This window comes from Achromobacter sp. NCFB-sbj8-Ac1-l, from assembly GCF_052695805.1.
On sequence record NZ_CP199812.1, the window covers coordinates 654,907 to 669,858 of the forward strand.

The window sequence follows — 14,952 nt, forward strand, 5'->3', positions numbered from 1 at the left end:
AAATCAGAGGGTTAGGGTCTTGAGCGCCTGGAACAGCGCGCGGTAGTGCTTCTTTTGCGGGTCCTGGCCTTGCAGCAGGGCGGCGTTGGCCGCTTTTTCCTTGCGGGCGGCGCGGATCAGGGCGCGCAATTGCTGCACATCGGCCTGCGGGTTGTCGTGCAGCAGCTTGGTCAGGGCGTCGTCGTCGTCCAGCAGGCGATCGCGCAGGGTCTCCAGGCGGTGCATGGCGGCGGTTTCTTCGCGCGAGCCGTTTTCCCAGACATCGAGCTGGGCGCGGATTTCGTCCGCGGGGGCGTCGCGCATCAGCTTGCCCACGAAGTGCACCTGGCGGCGCAGGCCTTCGCGGCCGGTGGTGCGCTGCGCCATGCGGATGGCCTCGTACAGGCGTTCGGCCAGGGGCAACTGCTTGAGGCGTTCGGGAGACAGGGCGATCAACTGCTTGCCCAGGTCCAGCAGCGCATGCATTTCACGCTTGATCTGGGACTTGCTGGGGCGGTCGTAGCCGTTCTCGTCGTAGCCTTCGTCGACGGATTCTTCTTCGGTATGGGAATTCATGGAAAACTGCGCAATGACAGACTTGGCTATGATAACCGTCTCTGCAAATTGGACAGCAATGGTCAAATCCTCCTCCTCCTTGCCGCTGGCGGCCAATCACGCGCGTTTTTCCGAATTGGTCGAGCAAACCCTGGCGTACGCCCGCCAGATTGGCGCCTCGGACGCCGCGGCCGAAGTCTCTGAAAGCCTGGGCCTGTCGGTGTCGGTGCGCAAGAACGACATCGAAACCGTCGAACAGACCCGCGACCGCTCGCTGGACCTCACGGTCTACGCCGGCCAGAGCCGCGGGTCCGCCTCCACCTCCGACTTTTCTGAGGCGGCCCTGCGCCAGACCGTCGAGGCGGCCTGGCACATCGCGCGCCACACCGCCGCCGATCCGGCCGCCGGCCTGCCCGACGCCGACCAGCTGGCCACCGAATTCCCCGACCTGGACCTGCACCGGGCCTGGACGGTCTCCACCGAAGAAGCCGCCGAGCTGGCCCTGCGCGCCGAGCGCGCGGCCCGCGAGGTGGACGCGCGCATCACCAATACCGATGGCGCCACGGTGGGTACCTACGAAGGCCAGTTCGTCATGGGCAACACCCGCGGCTTCCTGGGCGGCTACCCGTATTCGCGCCACAGCCTGTCGGTGGCGCCCATCGCCGGCCGCGGCAACGGCATGCAGCGCGACTACTGGTACACGTCCGAACGCGATCCGGCCAAGATGGCCTCGCCCGAGGCCGTGGGCCGCTACGCCGCCGAACGCACCCTGTCGCGACTGTCGGCCCGCCGCATCCGTACCGGCAAGTTCCCGGTGCTGTTCGAGGCCCCGCTGGCCCTGGGCCTGGTCGGCGCCCTGACGCAGGCCGCCAACGGCGGCGCGCTGTACCGCAAGGCCAGTTTCCTGGTCGACGCCCTGGGCAAGCCCATTTTCCCGGACCACATCAACCTGGCCGAAGACCCGCACATCCGCGGCGGCATGGGCAGCTCGCCGTTCGACGACGAAGGCGTGCGCACCCGCAAGCGCAGCGTGGTCACCGCGGGCGTGCTCGAAGGCTACTTCCTGTCTTCGTACACCGCCCGCAAGCTGGGCATGCAGACCACCGGCAACGCCGGCGGTTCGCACAACCTGACCTTCTCGTCCACGCTCACCCGCCGCGGCGACGACTTCGAAGCCATGCTCAAAAAGATGGGCACCGGCTTCCTGGTCACCGAGCTCATCGGCCAGGGCGTGAACTACGTCACCGGCGATTATTCCCGCGGCGCGTTCGGTTACTGGGTCGAAAACGGCCAGATCCAGCACGCGGTGCAGGAAATCACCATCGCCGGCAACCTGGCGGACATGTTCCGCCAGATCGTCGCGGTGGGCGCGGACACCATCTCGCGCGGCACCAAGACCACCGGCTCGATCCTGATCGAGCAAATGGCGATCGCCGGCACCTGATCCGCCGCGACGCCATGCGACGCCCGCCGGGGCGGGGTCCTTCAAGGCCCTGGCCGGCGGGCGTCGCCGTTTGCGTCTTTGCAATCCTTGATCGCTGGGGATTTCCTCTAGCCGCCGAGGCTCATGCCAACGTGTAATATCCGGCGGGTATTGCTCAATCGAGTATCGCGGCAGAGGAGCAAAGAGATGCAACGACGTTCATTCTTGAAGCAGGCCGGCCTGGGCGCCGTGGCAGCGGGCGCGGCGGTCAGCGCGCCTGCCCTCGCGCAGGACTCGCCCTCTCTCAGCTGGCGCCTGGCGTCCGGCTTCCCGGGCGCGCTCGACCTGCGGGTCGGCGCCGGCGCGGCGTTCTGCAAATTCGTGTCCGACGCCACCGGCGGCAAGTTCACCATCCGCCAGCAGGCCGACGGCGAGATCGCGCCCGCGGCCGACCTGATGGACGCCGTCGGCGCCGCCAAGGTGGAATGCGCCCACGTCTCGTCCAGCCTGTTTTTCGCCAAGAATCCCGCCTTCTGCTTCGATTCGGCCGTGCCGTTCGGGCTGGATGCCAGCCGCATGAACGCCTGGATGCTCGAGGGCGACGGTCTGCGCCTGACGCGCGAGCTGTTCAAGGCGCAGAAGATCGTCAACTTTCCGCTGGGCAACACCGGTCCGCAGATGGGCGGCTGGTCCAAGCGTGAAATCAAGCGCGTCACCGACCTGAAAGACCTGAAGATGCGGGTCGACGGCCTGGCCGGCCAGGTGCTGGCCCACCTGGGCGTGGCGCCGCAGCAGGCCGACCTGGCCAAGCTGGCAGAGGCCGTCGAGAAAGACGGGCTGGAAGCCATTGCCGGCACGGGGGCCGTCGAGGACGCCAAGCTGGGCCTGAACAAGGTCGGCAAGTTCTACTATGGCCCCAGCTGGTGGGCCGCCAGCGAACAGCTGTCGCTCTATATCAACGAAGAAGCCTGGGCCAAGCTGCCCAAGCCCTACCAGGCGGTGGTCGAGGCCGCCGCCCTGGCCGTGCACGTCAAGACCACGGCGGCCTTCGATGCGCGCAACCCCGCCGCGCTGGCCCAGCTGGCGGCCGCCGGTGCGCAGGTGCGCGCCTTTCCCCGCTCGGTCATGGACGCCGCCTTCGAGGCCGCCCAGCAGGTCTACAAGGAATTGAACGACAAAGACGCCAAGTTCAAGGCCATCTACGACAGCTATATGGGCTTTCGCGACAGCGGCATGCCGTGGTTCCGCCTGACCGAAGGCGCCTATGACCAGTATCTGGGCGTGGCGTTGTCCGCCCGCAGCTAGCCACCGAAAGGCAGGATCCGGATGCCGAATGGCATTCGGCAGGAGGTGGGGTTTTCGCTGATTACCCCGGTTTTTTTACAAAAAAGTGGGCGGTTTTGATCCTTTTGTTGAACGGCATTCGAGTTTCCGCCTGATACAAAGGAGTAATATCCCGGGTCTTGACGCGCAAACATGACGCCTTCAGGCGGCATTGGACGTCAATCCGGCGGGATCACTCCAGCCCGGATAACCAACATTCCGAGACAGACTTTAAGGTGGTATCAACCATGCAATCCAAGACCAAGAAGCTGCTGGCCGCGCTGATCGCTGCCGGCATCGTCCCGGCTGCGCACGCGGCTGACATCAAGCTGGGCGTGGCTGAAGCCCTGTCCGGCGGCGCCGCCCAGTACGGTGTCTCGATCCGCAACGGCTTCCAGCTGGCCGCCGACGAGATCAACGCCGCGGGCGGGATCAACGGCAACAAGATCGTGCTGGTGGTCGAGGACGAACAAGGCAAGAAAGAAGAAGCGATCAACGTCTTCAAGAAGCTGATCTTCAAGGACAATGTCCTGATGGTCTTCGGCCCGACGCTGTCGAACTCGGCCCAGGCCGCCGACCCGATCGCCCAGGCTGCCAAGACGGTCGCCTTCGGCACGTCCAACACCGCTGACGGCATCACGTCCATCGGCAACTACGTGTTCCGCAACTCGGTCACCGAAGCCGACGTGCTGCCGGCCACCATCTCCACCGTCAAGGCCAAGACCGGCCTGAAGAACGTGGCGGTGCTCTACGGCAACGACGACGTCTTCACCAAGAGCGGCTACGACAACTTCAAGAAGGCCCTGGAAGACCAGAAGATCCCGGTCACCACCACGGAAACCTTCGCCAAGGGCGACGTCGACTTCAAGGCCCAGCTGACCAAGATCAAGGGCACCAACCCCGACGCCATCGTGCTGTCCGCACTCTTGGCCGAAGGCGCCCCGATCATGGTGCAGGCTCGCCAGCTGGGCATCAACGTGCCCGTCATCGGCGGCAACGGCATGAACTCGGTCAAGATTTTCGACCTGGCCCCCGGCGGCGCGTCGAACAATCTCTGGATCGGCAGCCCGTGGTCGATCGAGAACAAGGCCCCCGAGAACGTCAAGTTCATCGATGCCTACAAGGCCAAGTTCAACGGCTCGCCCGACCAGTTCGCCGCCCAGTCCTACGACGCCATGTACATCGTGGCCCAGGGTCTGAAGAACACCAAGCTCACCGGCGAACTCGCCAAGGACCGCGCTGCCCTGCGCGACGCCTTGCCCGCCGTGACGTGGACCGGCGCCACCGGCGCCTTCAAGTTCCGTCAAGCCACCGACCGTGCCGGCAAGCCCGCCGGCTACGACGCCGACCAGGCGCCGATCGTCAGCGTGACCAAAGACGGCAAGTACGTCATCGAGAAGTAAGCGCTACGCATCCCCGCGCGGGGGGATGCGCCTTGCGGACGGCCCGGCCGTCCGCAGGGCGCTTTTGATTTGGAAAGTCCCATCATGTTCGAACAACAATTCGTCAATGCCTTGTCGCTGGGCTGTGTGTATGCACTGTTCGCGCTGGGCTTCACGCTGATCTTCGGCGTGCTCGGGGTGATCAACCTGGCGCATGGCGCCGTGTTCATGGTTGGCGCCTACGCGGCACTGTTCGTCGTCCAGCAATTCGGCCTGCCCCTGTGGGCGGCGCTGATGGTCGCCTTTTTCGTGGCCGGCTTTACCGGGGTCATCATCGACTACCTGGTGCTCAAGCCGCTGCGCAAGCGCAACGCGCCCCACTTGATTCCCATGATCGCCACGATTGGCGTGGGCATCATCCTGAACAACGGCGCCCAGAGCATCTTCGGCGCCAGCAACCTGCGCTTCCCGCACGGCACCGTGCCTGAAGACGTCATCGAAATCGCCGGGTTGCACCTGACCGTCATCGAACTGGGCATCATCTTCCTGTCGTTCGCGCTGATGGCCGTGCTGATGTTCGTCATGCGCCGCACGCAGTTCGGCCGCGCCCTGCGCGCCATCGCCGAATCGCCCAAGGCCGCCTGGCTGCTGGGGATCAACGTCGAAAAGCTGTTCGTCACGACCTCGTTCGCCGCCGCCGCCCTGGGAGGCGTCGCGGGCGTACTGATCGGCCTGTACTCGAACGCGCTGTTCCCGCTGATGGGCCAGCCGATGCTGCACAAGGGCATCGCGGTCATCATCCTGGGCGGCATGGGCGACATTCGCGGCGCCATGCTGGGCGGTCTCTTCCTGGGGTTCGCGGAAGTGCTGTCGGTGGCCTACATCGGCTCCACCATGCGCGATGCGGTGGCTTTCGGCCTGCTGTTCCTGATCCTGCTGGTGCGCCCGCAAGGTCTGTTCGGCAAAGTGGTTCAACGCAAGGCTTAAAGAATGAGCGGATTCGAAAACTTCTGGGCCATCTACGGCAACCTGGTGCTCACGCTGGGCACCAACGCCTTGCTGGCCCTCTCCATCTGGCTGACGCTGGCCTGCGGCATGCTGGCCATGGCCAACGCCGCCTTCATGGGCATCGGGGCGTACACCGCCGCGCTGCTCACCATGAACTACGACGTCTCGTTCCCGGTCGCGATCGCCGGCGGCATGGCGGCGCCCGCCCTGGTGGCGGCGCTGATCGGCCTGCCGACCTTGCGCCTGTCGGGGGTCTACCTGGCCATGGCCACGCTGGGCTTTGGCGAAGTCGTGCGCGTGACCATCCTGAACACCGAGTCCCTCACCGGCGGCGCGCTGGGCCTTAATGGCATCCCGCAACTGACGCAGTGGTGGCACGTGGTGCTGGCGGTCGTCATCGTCCTGTTCGTGCTGTGGCGTGTCCGCGCCTCCAAGATCGGACGCTCGTTCGACGCCATTCGCGGCGACGAAACCGCGGCTGGCCTGATGGGCATCGACGTGCGTGCCAACAAGATGCTGGCCTTCGTGGCCGGCGCGATGATCGCGGGCCTGGCTGGCGCCTTGAATGCGCACCTGACCTTCTTCATCGGCCCCAACGAATACGGCTTTGATCGTGGCGTTGAAATCCTGACTATGGCGATCCTGGGCGGCATCGGCGGTTTGGCCGGTCCCGTGCTGGGCAGCTTCATCATTACCGTGCTGCCCGAATTGCTGCGCGGTTTTGCGGATCTGCGCCTGATCGCGAACGGAGTGATCCTGGTGGTGATTGTGTTGTTCCTGCCGCAAGGCATCTGGGATCCGGCGCGCTTCAAGCGCTGGATGCGTCAAGGCCGCCAAGGAGGCAAGCGCCATGCTTGAACTTTCCTCCGTCTCCAAGAGCTTTGGCGGCCTGCATGTGCTGCATGACGTCAGCCTGTCCGTGCCCGAAGGCTCCATCTTCGGCCTGATCGGCCCGAACGGTGCCGGCAAGACCACGGTGTTCAACCTGATTACCGGGCTGCTGCCGCCCAGCGGCGGCACCATCACGTTCAACGGCGAAAGCGTCCTGAACAAGAAGCCGCATGCCATTACCCGCATGGGCATCGCCCGTACCTTCCAGAACATCCGTCTTTTCAAGGAAATGACGCTGCTGGAAAACGTGGTGGTGGGCGCCTACCGCCACATGAACTACGGTTTCCCCAGCCTGCTGCTGGGCCTGCCGGGGTTCCGCGAGCACGAAAAGCGCGCCCGCGAGCGCGCCCACGAGCTCCTGACCTGGATGCGCCTGGACCACAAGGCCAACGACCTGGCCGACAACCTGTCCTATGGCGAGCAGCGCCGCCTGGAGCTGGCGCGCGCGCTGGCCACCGAGCCCAAGCTGCTCCTGCTGGACGAACCCGTGGCGGGCATGAACACCGGCGAACGCGCCGAGCTCATGCGCGAAATCCTGGCCATTCGCGACCGCGGCTACACCATCCTCATGATCGAGCACGACATGCGCTTCGTCATGGGGCTGTGCGAGCGCATCGCGGTGCTCAACTTCGGCAAGATCATCGCCTGCGGCGGACCTGAAGAGATCCGCAACAACGAGCAGGTCATCGAGGCCTACCTGGGCCGCGAAGACGAAGACGACACCGAACAAGCGGAGGCCGCAAAATGAGCAGCGCCATGCTGGAAGTCCGCGGACTCGAGGTCAACTACGGCCACATCGAAGCTGTCCGCGGCATCGACCTGGACCTGGAAGCCAAGGAAATCACCGCCCTGGTCGGCGCCAACGGCGCCGGCAAGTCGACCACGCTGCTGGCGTTGTCGGGCCTGTTGCCCAAGGCGCGCGGCAAGATCCTCTTCGAAGGCGAAGACATCACCAACCTGGCGCCGCACCAACTGGTTGCACGCGGTATCGTCCAGGTGCCCGAAGGCCGGGCCATCCTCACCACCATGACCGTGCTGGAAAACCTCGAGCTGGGCGCCTACCGCCGCGGCTTGAAGAACGTCGGCAACGATCTGGAATACGTGTTCAACCTGTTCCCGCGCCTGAAAGAACGCATCACCGGCATCGCCGGCAACCTGTCAGGCGGCGAACAGCAGATGCTGGCGATCGGCCGGGCCTTGATGGCCAAGCCACGCCTGTTGCTGCTGGACGAGCCGTCGATGGGCCTGGCGCCCATCGTGGTGCAGGAAATCTTCCGCTCGCTGCGCGCCATCAATGCCGACGGCCTGACCCTGTTCCTGGTCGAACAGAACGTGCGCCAGGCGCTGAAGATCGCCCAGCACGGTTACGTACTGGAAAACGGTGCCATGGCGCTGGCCGGCACCGGCCGCGGCCTGCTCGGTCACCCGCGCGTCCTGGAAGCCTACCTGGGCGCCTGACCCGGGCCTCGGGAAAAGGGGGCATGAGACGGGGCCGCCATGGCTCCTCTCGTGTCCCTTTTTATTTACGCAACAGCCGTTCCCTGGGGCGCGGGCGTCTCCCAGCCTGGATCACTGGCCACGTGCCCACTTTTTGAGCATCCGTGGTAGAATTTCAGGCTTTCCCTCATTTTGACCATTGCACGGGCGGGTAATAACGCTTAGGCGGGACGTCGATATGGGTGCGACAAGTTCGGGTTCGACTCGGATTTTTTGCGGCCTAGTTGGGGAAAAAAGCCTGGCTGGATAGTCCTGCCAGATACCATTTTTATCTAGGAACCATCATGAAGACCTTTGTGGCCAAGCCGCATGAAGTCCAACGTGACTGGTTTGTGATCGACGCCAAGGGCAAAGTCCTCGGTCGTGTGGCCAGCGAAGTCGCACGTCGTCTGCGTGGCAAGCACAAACCTGAATTCACGCCGCACGTTGATACGGGCGATTACATCGTCATCATCAACGCTTCCGATATCGTCGTTACCGGTACCAAGGCGAAGGACAAGAAGTACTTCCGCCACACCACGTACCCGGGCGGTATCCGCGAAACGAACTTCGAGAAAATGCAAGAGCGTTTTCCCGGTCGCGCCATTCAGAAGGCCGTCAAGGGCATGCTGCCCAAGGGTCCTCTGGGCTACGCCATGATCAAGAAGCTGAAGGTCTATGCTGGTGCCGAGCACCCGCACACCGCCCAGCAGCCCAAGACGCTGGATATCTAAGGAAACGCCATGATCGGTAACTGGAATTACGGAACCGGCCGTCGCAAAACTTCGGTGGCTCGCGTTTTCATCAAGAAGGGCACCGGCAAGATCGTCGTCAACGGCAAGCCCGTCGACGAGTTCTTCGCTCGTGAAACCGGCCGCATGGTCGTGCGCCAGCCGCTGGAACTGACCGGCCACCTGGAATCGTTCGACATCAAGGTCAACGTGCACGGCGGCGGTGAAACCGGCCAGGCCGGCGCAGTTCGTCACGGCATCACGCGTGCCCTGATCGACTACGACGCGACCCTGAAGCCCGCACTGTCGCAAGCTGGTTTTGTGACCCGCGATGCCCGCGAAGTCGAACGCAAGAAGGTCGGCTTCCGCAAGGCACGTCGTCGCAAGCAGTTCAGCAAGCGTTAATCGCTGCGAAAAAAGCCCGCTTTCGAGCGGGCTTTTTTTTATCCGGCAATTTCATTCTGCGGCAACTACGCCGTTGACGCTTTCGCGCTTAGATTTATACGATGTTCATCAGCGATCATCGTTGAGAGCGTCATGAAAATCTTTGGGGAGGCGCTAGGGGTAGTGTGGTCTGCCATGGTTGCATCGCACTGGTGACGACAACATTTCTGTACCGCGATGTGCCGTTTAGCGATGGCTCCGGGTTGGCAAGGAATATCCTGGTTGGCGTATGCGACTGCTGCGGGCGTACAGCGTCGCTTCCCGCACGATCCACGTTCGTCAACAGCAAGGCGACGCCCTGCGCCGGATGGAGGGCAGTACGGCGCTCAACACGACAGACCTGAGCAAGTCCGTCGTCCTGGATATCCAGGGCAAGGTGTTGTACCGGTCCAGACCGGGCCTGATGGAAGAGTTGAGAGTCCTATCTGCCATTTCGGCGTGATCAGGCAGCACGGGGGCCCACGGGTCCCGATTATTCGAGCGCGGAACTCCGCGTTCTTCGCACGGTCGGACGTTACTTGGCGATTGCGTTGTCTCACGAGGCCCCGACGCAGTCTAGTATTCTCCGAGCGATACAATCCATTTTCGTTCTACGAAGAGTTCATACCTATCATGGCCCAAGCATCGAACACCCGTATCAAGGTTGGCATCGTCGGCGGCACCGGTTATACCGGCGTCGAACTGCTGCGTCTCTTGTCGCAACATCCCGACGTGGAACTGACCGCCATCACCTCCCGCAAGGAAGACGGGCTGCCGGTGGCCGACATGTATCCGAACCTGCGCGGCCGCGTGAAGATCGCGTTTTCCGCGCCTGAAAAAGCCACGCTGACCGACTGCGACGTGGTGTTCTTCGCCACGCCCCACGGCGTGGCCATGGCCCAGGCGCAGGAACTCATCGCCGCCGGCACCCGCGTCATCGACCTGGCCGCCGACTTCCGCCTGCAGGACATCCCCACGTTCGAACGCTGGTACAAGATTCCCCACACCTGCCCGGACATCCTGGCCGAATCCCAGTACGGCCTGGTCGAGCTGAACCGCGAAGCCATCTCCAAGGCGCGCGTCATCGGCAACCCCGGCTGCTACCCCACCACCGTGCTGCTGGGTCTCGCCCCGCTGCTCGAAGGCGGCAAGCAACTGGTCGATGCGCAAACCCTGATCGCCGACTGCAAGTCGGGCGTCTCGGGCGCCGGGCGCAAAGCTGAAGTCAGCTCGCTGTTCTCTGAAGCGTCCGACAACTTCAAGGCCTATGGCGTGGCCGGCCATCGCCACCACCCCGAAATCGTTGCCCAGCTCGAGAAAATCTCGGGCGGCAAGGTTGGCCTGACCTTTGTGCCGCACCTGGTGCCGATGATCCGCGGCATGTTCTCGACCATCTACGCCCGCATCCTGCCGGAGGCCCGCGATACCGACTTCCAGGCACTGTTCGAAGCGCGCTACGCCGACGAAGCCTTCGTTGACGTCATGCCGGCCGGCAGCCTGCCTGAAACGCGGTCGGTGCGTGCCTCGAACAACCTGCGCATTGCCCTGTCGCGCCCGGGCGGCGGCGACCAGCTCATCATCATGGTCGTGCAGGACAACCTCGTGAAGGGCGCGGCCGGCCAGGCCGTGCAGAACATGAACCTGATGTTCGGCATCGCCGAAACCACGGGCCTGGACCAGGTCGCGATCCTGCCGTGATGCCTTGCCGGGCCGGCGGCTAGCCGCCGGCCCGCTCCTCATGTCCCACGAAACGTCCGCACCCCCTAGATCTTCCCGTGCCGGTTCCGGCCTGCGCGTCGCGGCCGGCATGGTGGCGGGCGTCGTGCTGGGCGTGGTGGCTGGCTACTTCTACGCCCGCGGCCTGTACCAGCCCAAGGACGCGGTGGTGCTCAGCGCCGAGCAGGTCGAGGCGCGCGACGAGGCCATGCGCCAGCAGGCGGTGCAATTGCGCTACATCCGTGGCCAGCTCGACACCGCCGACGGCGAACTGGTCATCGAGCGGTCCGCCCGCCAGGAACTCGAAACCCAGCTGCACGCTGCTCAGGCCGAAGTCGGCCGGGTGCGCGACCAGCTGGCTTTCTACGAGCAATTGCTGCCCCCGGGCCCCGAGGGTTCGGTGGATATCCGCGGCGCCCAGATCGAGCGCGATGGCGCCGGCCTGCGCTACAAGGTGCTGCTGATGCGCAGCGGTCGCAATGGCGCGGCTGCGTTTGCCGGCACGCTCCGCTTCCAGGCAACGGGTACGCTCAAGGGCGAAACCGTCACGGTGGATCTGTCCCCGATGCAGGTCAAGGCCGAAAGCGGCCCCGTGCCCGCCACCGGCGAAACCACCACGGCAGCGTCCCTGGCGCTGCAGTTCGACCAATACCAGCGCAGCCAGGGAATGCTGGCCGTGCCCGAGGGATTTGTCCCCGAAAGCGTGACCATCAGCGTCCTTGAAGGCGACACCGTCCGCGCCTCGCGCAGTGTCAAGCTTGAACTTTGAGTCTGGGCAACGGCTGCGCTATAGTGGATGTATACGAGCGGCGAGGCCGCTCACCGGAATACGGCCGAACCGGCCAGGAGTGAATCATGAATGCAGTGACCGAAACCGTCGACCTGCAGGCCGCCCCGCCTGCTCCCCTGGTGTTCACCGACTCGGCTGCCGCCAAGGTGAAGGACCTGCTGGCCGAAGAAGGCAACCCCGAATTGAAGCTGCGCGTCTTCGTGCAGGGCGGGGGCTGTTCGGGTTTCCAGTACGGTTTCACGTTTGACGAAGTCGTCAACGAAGACGACACCGTGCTGGACAAGGCTGGCGTGCAATTGCTGGTCGACCCGATGAGCTTCCAGTACCTGGTGGGCGCCGAGATCGACTACAAGGAAGACCTGGAAGGCGCCCAGTTCGTCATCCGCAATCCCAACGCCAGCACCACCTGCGGCTGCGGTTCGTCGTTCTCGGTGTAAGCCGGTAGCGATGGCGTCGGGCCCGCGCTGTCGGGCCGCCGCGATGCCGGGTGCTTGTGCTCGTGCGATAAAAAAGCCCTTCGGCATACCGAAGGGCTTTTTGTTTGGGCAATTGGTTTGGGCCGATTTTCCAGGTGGGGCAATCCCAGGCCTTGGGTTGCCGCCCTGGCCCGTTCGCTTGCGCGCTGCGCGCCCGGGCCGTCAGGCCGGGTACAGCGCGCCCAGGCGGCGCGGACCGCGTGCGCCCGTGACCTCGGGCACGCCAGCCGGCTTGCCCATCAGGAACGCCTGCGCCAGCCAGGCAAAGGCCAGCGCCTCGACCTGCTGCGCCGGCACGCCCAGGGCGTCGGTCGCTTGCACCGGGCGTTGCAGGCAATACGCCAACTCACGCATCAAGCCGGTGTTGTGCGCGCCGCCGCCGCAGACGTAGACCTCGCGGGTATCGGCCGCGGCCGCATCGATGGCATTGGCGACCGTGCGAGCCGTCAGCCGTTGCAGCGTCGCCTGCACGTCTTGCGCAGCGGGGGCAGGGCCGTCATAGGCGGCCAGCCTGTCGTCCAGCCAACGTAGATTGAAGAGGTCGCGGCCCGTCGATTTGGGCGGCGGCAAGGCGAACCAGGGTTCGCTGGCGATCAATTGTTCAAGCAAGGGCGCCAGCACCTGGCCCGTGGCGGCCCAGCGGCCGTCCTTGTCGTAGGCCTGGCCCAGGTGGCGCTGGCACCAGGCATCCAGGAACACGTTGGCGGGCCCGGTATCGAAGCCACGGGGCGGCTGGCCCGGGTTCAGCAGGGTCACGTTGGCGATGCCGCCCAGGTTCAGCACCGCGCGGCCCTGCGTGGCGCCGAAGACGGCCGCGTGGAATGGCGGCACCAGTGGCGCGCCCTGGCCGCCGGCGGCCACGTCGCGGCTGCGAAAGTCCGCGATCACGTCGATGCCGGTCAGTTCGGACAGAAGGGCGGGCGCGTTCAACTGCAGCGTATAGCCGCTGTCGGGCCGGTGGCGCACGGTCTGTCCATGGGCGCCGATGGCGGCGATGTCCTGTGCTTGCAAGCCGGATTGCGCGAGCAGGTCGGTCACGGCCTGCGCGTACAGGCGCGCCAGTGCGTTGGCGGCCAGCGCGGCGCGGGCCAGCTCGTCGTCGCCGGGCAGGTTCAGTGCCAGCAGTTCGGCGCGCAGGGCGGCAGGCATGGGCAGGCTGACGCTGGCCAGCACGTGCGGCGGCTGGCCGTCGGGCAGGCGAACCAGCACGCCATCGACACCATCGACACTGGTGCCAGACATCAATCCGATGTAGAGCTGGGTGTTTGTGGAAGCAGTCATGATTAGGTCCGCCTGAGTAAAAAACGGCCCGGCATCGAGATGCGCGGGCCGCCTTGCGGGTGCGTCATGCGGACGGGGCTGCCTAGCGGCTGGCCACGTTCGTCAGCGCGTCGGGCAGGGTCTGCTGGAACTCGGTCAGCAGCTGGATCTGCTGCTTGTACGGGCCCACGGCCTGGTTGAACGCGCGGATTTCGGCAGGCTCGAGGGCGCGGGCGACCGGCAGGTCCACCGACAACGGGTCGATGGGCTGGTTGTCGACGCGGAATTCGTAGTGCAGGTGCGGGCCGGTGGCCCAGCCGGTGGCGCCAACGTAACCCAGCAACTGGCCCTGGGAGATCTTGGCGCCCTTGGTGATGCCCTCGGCGATGCGGCTCTGGTGCGCGTACAGCGTCGAATACTTGCCGTAGTGCTTGACGATGACCACGTTGCCGTAGCCGTTCTGCCAGCCGGAGAATTCCACCGTGCCGTCGGCCGTGGAGTGGATCGGCGTGCCCGAGGGGGCCGCGTAGTCCACGCCCTTGTGTCCCGTCCACGTCTTGTGGATGGGGTGCATGCGCATGCCAAAGGTGGAGCTGATGCGGCTGAACTTCAGGGCGGTGCGCAGGAACGCGCCGCGCAGGCTGGTGCCGTCGAAGTCGTAGTACGAGCCGGTCTTGTTGTCGGCGCTGAACCAGACGGCGGTGTGGGTCTTGCCGCCGTTGATGAATTCCAGAGCCAGCACGCGGCCGGCGCCGGCGTAGCGGCCGTCGTGCGAGCGCACTTCGTAGACCACGCGGAACTGGTCGCCCTGGCGCAGGTCGCGCAGGAAGTCGATCTTGGAACTGAGGATGTCGGCCATCTGCATGGTGACCGAATCCGGGATGCCGGCGGCATCGGTGGCGCCGAACAGCGACGAACGGATCGTGCCCACGGCGACGCGGGTCTGGCGATCGGTGTTCTCGGTGATTTCTTCGGCCTTGTAGCCGTCGCCGGTGCGCGCCACGTGCAGCATGCGGGTGACGACCTGGCCGTCAGCCTCGTTGCCGGGGGTGTGGATGTAGCGCAGCCAGATCAGGTTGCCTTCCGCGTCGGTCGCGGCCTGCACGGAACGGCCCGGGTACAGCTTGTAGATGCTGCGCGCGCTGGCGTCGTGGGTCAGGAAGGTTTGTAGATCGGGCGAATCGAGTTCCAGGCGTTGCAGCACGGCGGCCAGCGTGTCACCCGCACGGATGCGGGTTTCGCTGATGTACGGCGCGGCGCTGGGCGTGCTGACTTCGACCTGTTCGGTGGTCAGCGGCAGAACGCTCTGGATGATGCGGGACGGGGGGATTTCGCTGCGGTCGGGTTGCTGCACCATGCCCAGGGCGGCGGCGCCGGCAAACAGGCCGATGGCGGTGACAAGGAGAGTGCGGCGGAAAAGTCCCGAGCGGTGGGGCTTGGGCTCGACGGGCGCAAACACGGCAGCAACTTTGCGCTTGATGCTACTCGCCAGGTCGTGGAGGCCACGATTCATCGTGAA

The 14,952-nt window shown here is 65.0% G+C and carries 16 protein-coding genes; 13 read left to right on the plus strand and 3 right to left on the minus strand.

The features are described from left to right. Positions 1–3: 3 nt before the first annotated feature. Positions 4–555 carry a ribosome biogenesis factor YjgA gene (gene yjgA / locus ACUDP5_RS03050; RefSeq protein WP_445658134.1) on the minus strand — a complete coding sequence of 184 codons (552 nt, stop codon included), beginning with the start codon at positions 553–555 and terminating at the stop codon, positions 4–6. Positions 556–613: 58 nt separating this feature from the next. On the opposite strand from yjgA, the gene pmbA reads away from it, so the two are divergent. From pmbA to erpA, 13 genes are all read left to right on the plus strand, one after another. After that, positions 614–1,978: a metalloprotease PmbA gene (pmbA, locus tag ACUDP5_RS03055; RefSeq protein WP_263914328.1), complete on the plus strand. Its 1,365-nt coding sequence runs from the start codon at positions 614–616 to the stop codon at positions 1,976–1,978. Positions 1,979–2,164: 186 nt separating this feature from the next. Beyond that, positions 2,165–3,262: a twin-arginine translocation signal domain-containing protein gene (locus tag ACUDP5_RS03060; RefSeq protein ID WP_445658135.1), complete on the plus strand. Its 1,098-nt coding sequence runs from the start codon at positions 2,165–2,167 to the stop codon at positions 3,260–3,262. Between the two features lie 266 nt (positions 3,263–3,528). Then, positions 3,529–4,683, plus strand: a complete 1,155-nt coding sequence (locus ACUDP5_RS03065) for an ABC transporter substrate-binding protein (RefSeq protein ID WP_263914326.1) — start codon at positions 3,529–3,531, stop codon at positions 4,681–4,683. An 84-nt stretch (positions 4,684–4,767) separates the two neighbouring features. Next, positions 4,768–5,649 carry a branched-chain amino acid ABC transporter permease gene (locus tag ACUDP5_RS03070; protein ID WP_025137594.1) on the plus strand — a complete coding sequence of 294 codons (882 nt, stop codon included), beginning with the start codon at positions 4,768–4,770 and terminating at the stop codon, positions 5,647–5,649. Between the two features lie 3 nt (positions 5,650–5,652). Next, positions 5,653–6,528 (plus strand): branched-chain amino acid ABC transporter permease, encoded by an 876-nt coding sequence (locus ACUDP5_RS03075; protein ID WP_175193386.1) that lies wholly within the window; start codon positions 5,653–5,655, stop codon positions 6,526–6,528. Further along, complete coding sequence (locus ACUDP5_RS03080; RefSeq protein WP_263914325.1) at positions 6,521–7,309, plus strand: ABC transporter ATP-binding protein; 789 nt, start codon at positions 6,521–6,523, stop codon at positions 7,307–7,309. The genes ACUDP5_RS03075 and ACUDP5_RS03080 overlap by 8 nt, the downstream gene beginning before the upstream one ends. Beyond that, a complete protein-coding gene (locus tag ACUDP5_RS03085) occupies positions 7,306–8,019 on the plus strand; it encodes an ABC transporter ATP-binding protein (RefSeq protein ID WP_025137591.1) in 714 nt (237 codons plus the stop codon). Before ACUDP5_RS03080 ends, ACUDP5_RS03085 begins: the two co-directional genes overlap by 4 nt. 323 nt (positions 8,020–8,342) lie before the next feature. After that, a complete protein-coding gene (gene rplM / locus ACUDP5_RS03090) occupies positions 8,343–8,771 on the plus strand; it encodes a 50S ribosomal protein L13 (RefSeq protein WP_006217309.1) in 429 nt (142 codons plus the stop codon). 9 nt (positions 8,772–8,780) lie between these two features. Then, entirely contained in the window at positions 8,781–9,173 is a 393-nt protein-coding gene (gene rpsI / locus ACUDP5_RS03095) for a 30S ribosomal protein S9 (protein WP_006388641.1), read from the plus strand. Between the two features lie 268 nt (positions 9,174–9,441). After that, positions 9,442–9,654: a hypothetical protein gene (locus tag ACUDP5_RS03100; protein ID WP_263914323.1), complete on the plus strand. Its 213-nt coding sequence runs from the start codon at positions 9,442–9,444 to the stop codon at positions 9,652–9,654. 170 nt (positions 9,655–9,824) lie between these two features. After that, positions 9,825–10,889: an N-acetyl-gamma-glutamyl-phosphate reductase gene (gene argC / locus ACUDP5_RS03105; RefSeq protein WP_263914322.1), complete on the plus strand. Its 1,065-nt coding sequence runs from the start codon at positions 9,825–9,827 to the stop codon at positions 10,887–10,889. 40 nt (positions 10,890–10,929) lie between these two features. Beyond that, positions 10,930–11,676, plus strand: a complete 747-nt coding sequence (locus tag ACUDP5_RS03110) for a DUF6776 family protein (protein ID WP_445658136.1) — start codon at positions 10,930–10,932, stop codon at positions 11,674–11,676. Positions 11,677–11,762: 86 nt separating this feature from the next. Then, positions 11,763–12,134, plus strand: a complete 372-nt coding sequence (gene erpA, locus ACUDP5_RS03115; protein WP_006388644.1) for an iron-sulfur cluster insertion protein ErpA — start codon at positions 11,763–11,765, stop codon at positions 12,132–12,134. A gap of 201 nt (positions 12,135–12,335) precedes the next feature. Here erpA and ACUDP5_RS03120 read toward each other — a convergent pair whose 3' ends face one another. Further along, the gene (locus tag ACUDP5_RS03120; RefSeq protein ID WP_445658137.1) at positions 12,336–13,454 is read right to left on the minus strand and encodes an anhydro-N-acetylmuramic acid kinase; all 1,119 of its coding nucleotides are present in this window, start codon (positions 13,452–13,454) and stop codon (positions 12,336–12,338) included. A gap of 82 nt (positions 13,455–13,536) precedes the next feature. Further along, entirely contained in the window at positions 13,537–14,946 is a 1,410-nt protein-coding gene (locus ACUDP5_RS03125; RefSeq protein ID WP_175193380.1) for a M23 family metallopeptidase, read from the minus strand. Positions 14,947–14,952: the final 6 nt, after the last annotated feature.

Excerpts from the sequence above, each read along its gene's own strand:
- yjgA (WP_445658134.1), bottom strand. The coding sequence starts at position 555 with ATGAATTCCCATACCGAAGAAGAATCCGTCGACGAAGGCTACGACGAG.
- pmbA (WP_263914328.1), top strand. The coding sequence starts at position 614 with ATGGTCAAATCCTCCTCCTCCTTGCCGCTGGCGGCCAATCACGCGCGT.
- ACUDP5_RS03060 (WP_445658135.1), top strand. The coding sequence starts at position 2,165 with ATGCAACGACGTTCATTCTTGAAGCAGGCCGGCCTGGGCGCCGTGGCA.
- ACUDP5_RS03065 (WP_263914326.1), top strand. The coding sequence starts at position 3,529 with ATGCAATCCAAGACCAAGAAGCTGCTGGCCGCGCTGATCGCTGCCGGC.
- ACUDP5_RS03070 (WP_025137594.1), top strand. The coding sequence starts at position 4,768 with ATGTTCGAACAACAATTCGTCAATGCCTTGTCGCTGGGCTGTGTGTAT.
- ACUDP5_RS03075 (WP_175193386.1), top strand. The coding sequence starts at position 5,653 with ATGAGCGGATTCGAAAACTTCTGGGCCATCTACGGCAACCTGGTGCTC.
- ACUDP5_RS03080 (WP_263914325.1), top strand. The coding sequence starts at position 6,521 with ATGCTTGAACTTTCCTCCGTCTCCAAGAGCTTTGGCGGCCTGCATGTG.
- ACUDP5_RS03085 (WP_025137591.1), top strand. The coding sequence starts at position 7,306 with ATGAGCAGCGCCATGCTGGAAGTCCGCGGACTCGAGGTCAACTACGGC.
- rplM (WP_006217309.1), top strand. The coding sequence starts at position 8,343 with ATGAAGACCTTTGTGGCCAAGCCGCATGAAGTCCAACGTGACTGGTTT.
- rpsI (WP_006388641.1), top strand. The coding sequence starts at position 8,781 with ATGATCGGTAACTGGAATTACGGAACCGGCCGTCGCAAAACTTCGGTG.
- ACUDP5_RS03100 (WP_263914323.1), top strand. The coding sequence starts at position 9,442 with ATGCGACTGCTGCGGGCGTACAGCGTCGCTTCCCGCACGATCCACGTT.
- argC (WP_263914322.1), top strand. The coding sequence starts at position 9,825 with ATGGCCCAAGCATCGAACACCCGTATCAAGGTTGGCATCGTCGGCGGC.
- ACUDP5_RS03110 (WP_445658136.1), top strand. The coding sequence starts at position 10,930 with ATGTCCCACGAAACGTCCGCACCCCCTAGATCTTCCCGTGCCGGTTCC.
- erpA (WP_006388644.1), top strand. The coding sequence starts at position 11,763 with ATGAATGCAGTGACCGAAACCGTCGACCTGCAGGCCGCCCCGCCTGCT.
- ACUDP5_RS03120 (WP_445658137.1), bottom strand. The coding sequence starts at position 13,454 with ATGACTGCTTCCACAAACACCCAGCTCTACATCGGATTGATGTCTGGC.
- ACUDP5_RS03125 (WP_175193380.1), bottom strand. The coding sequence starts at position 14,946 with ATGAATCGTGGCCTCCACGACCTGGCGAGTAGCATCAAGCGCAAAGTT.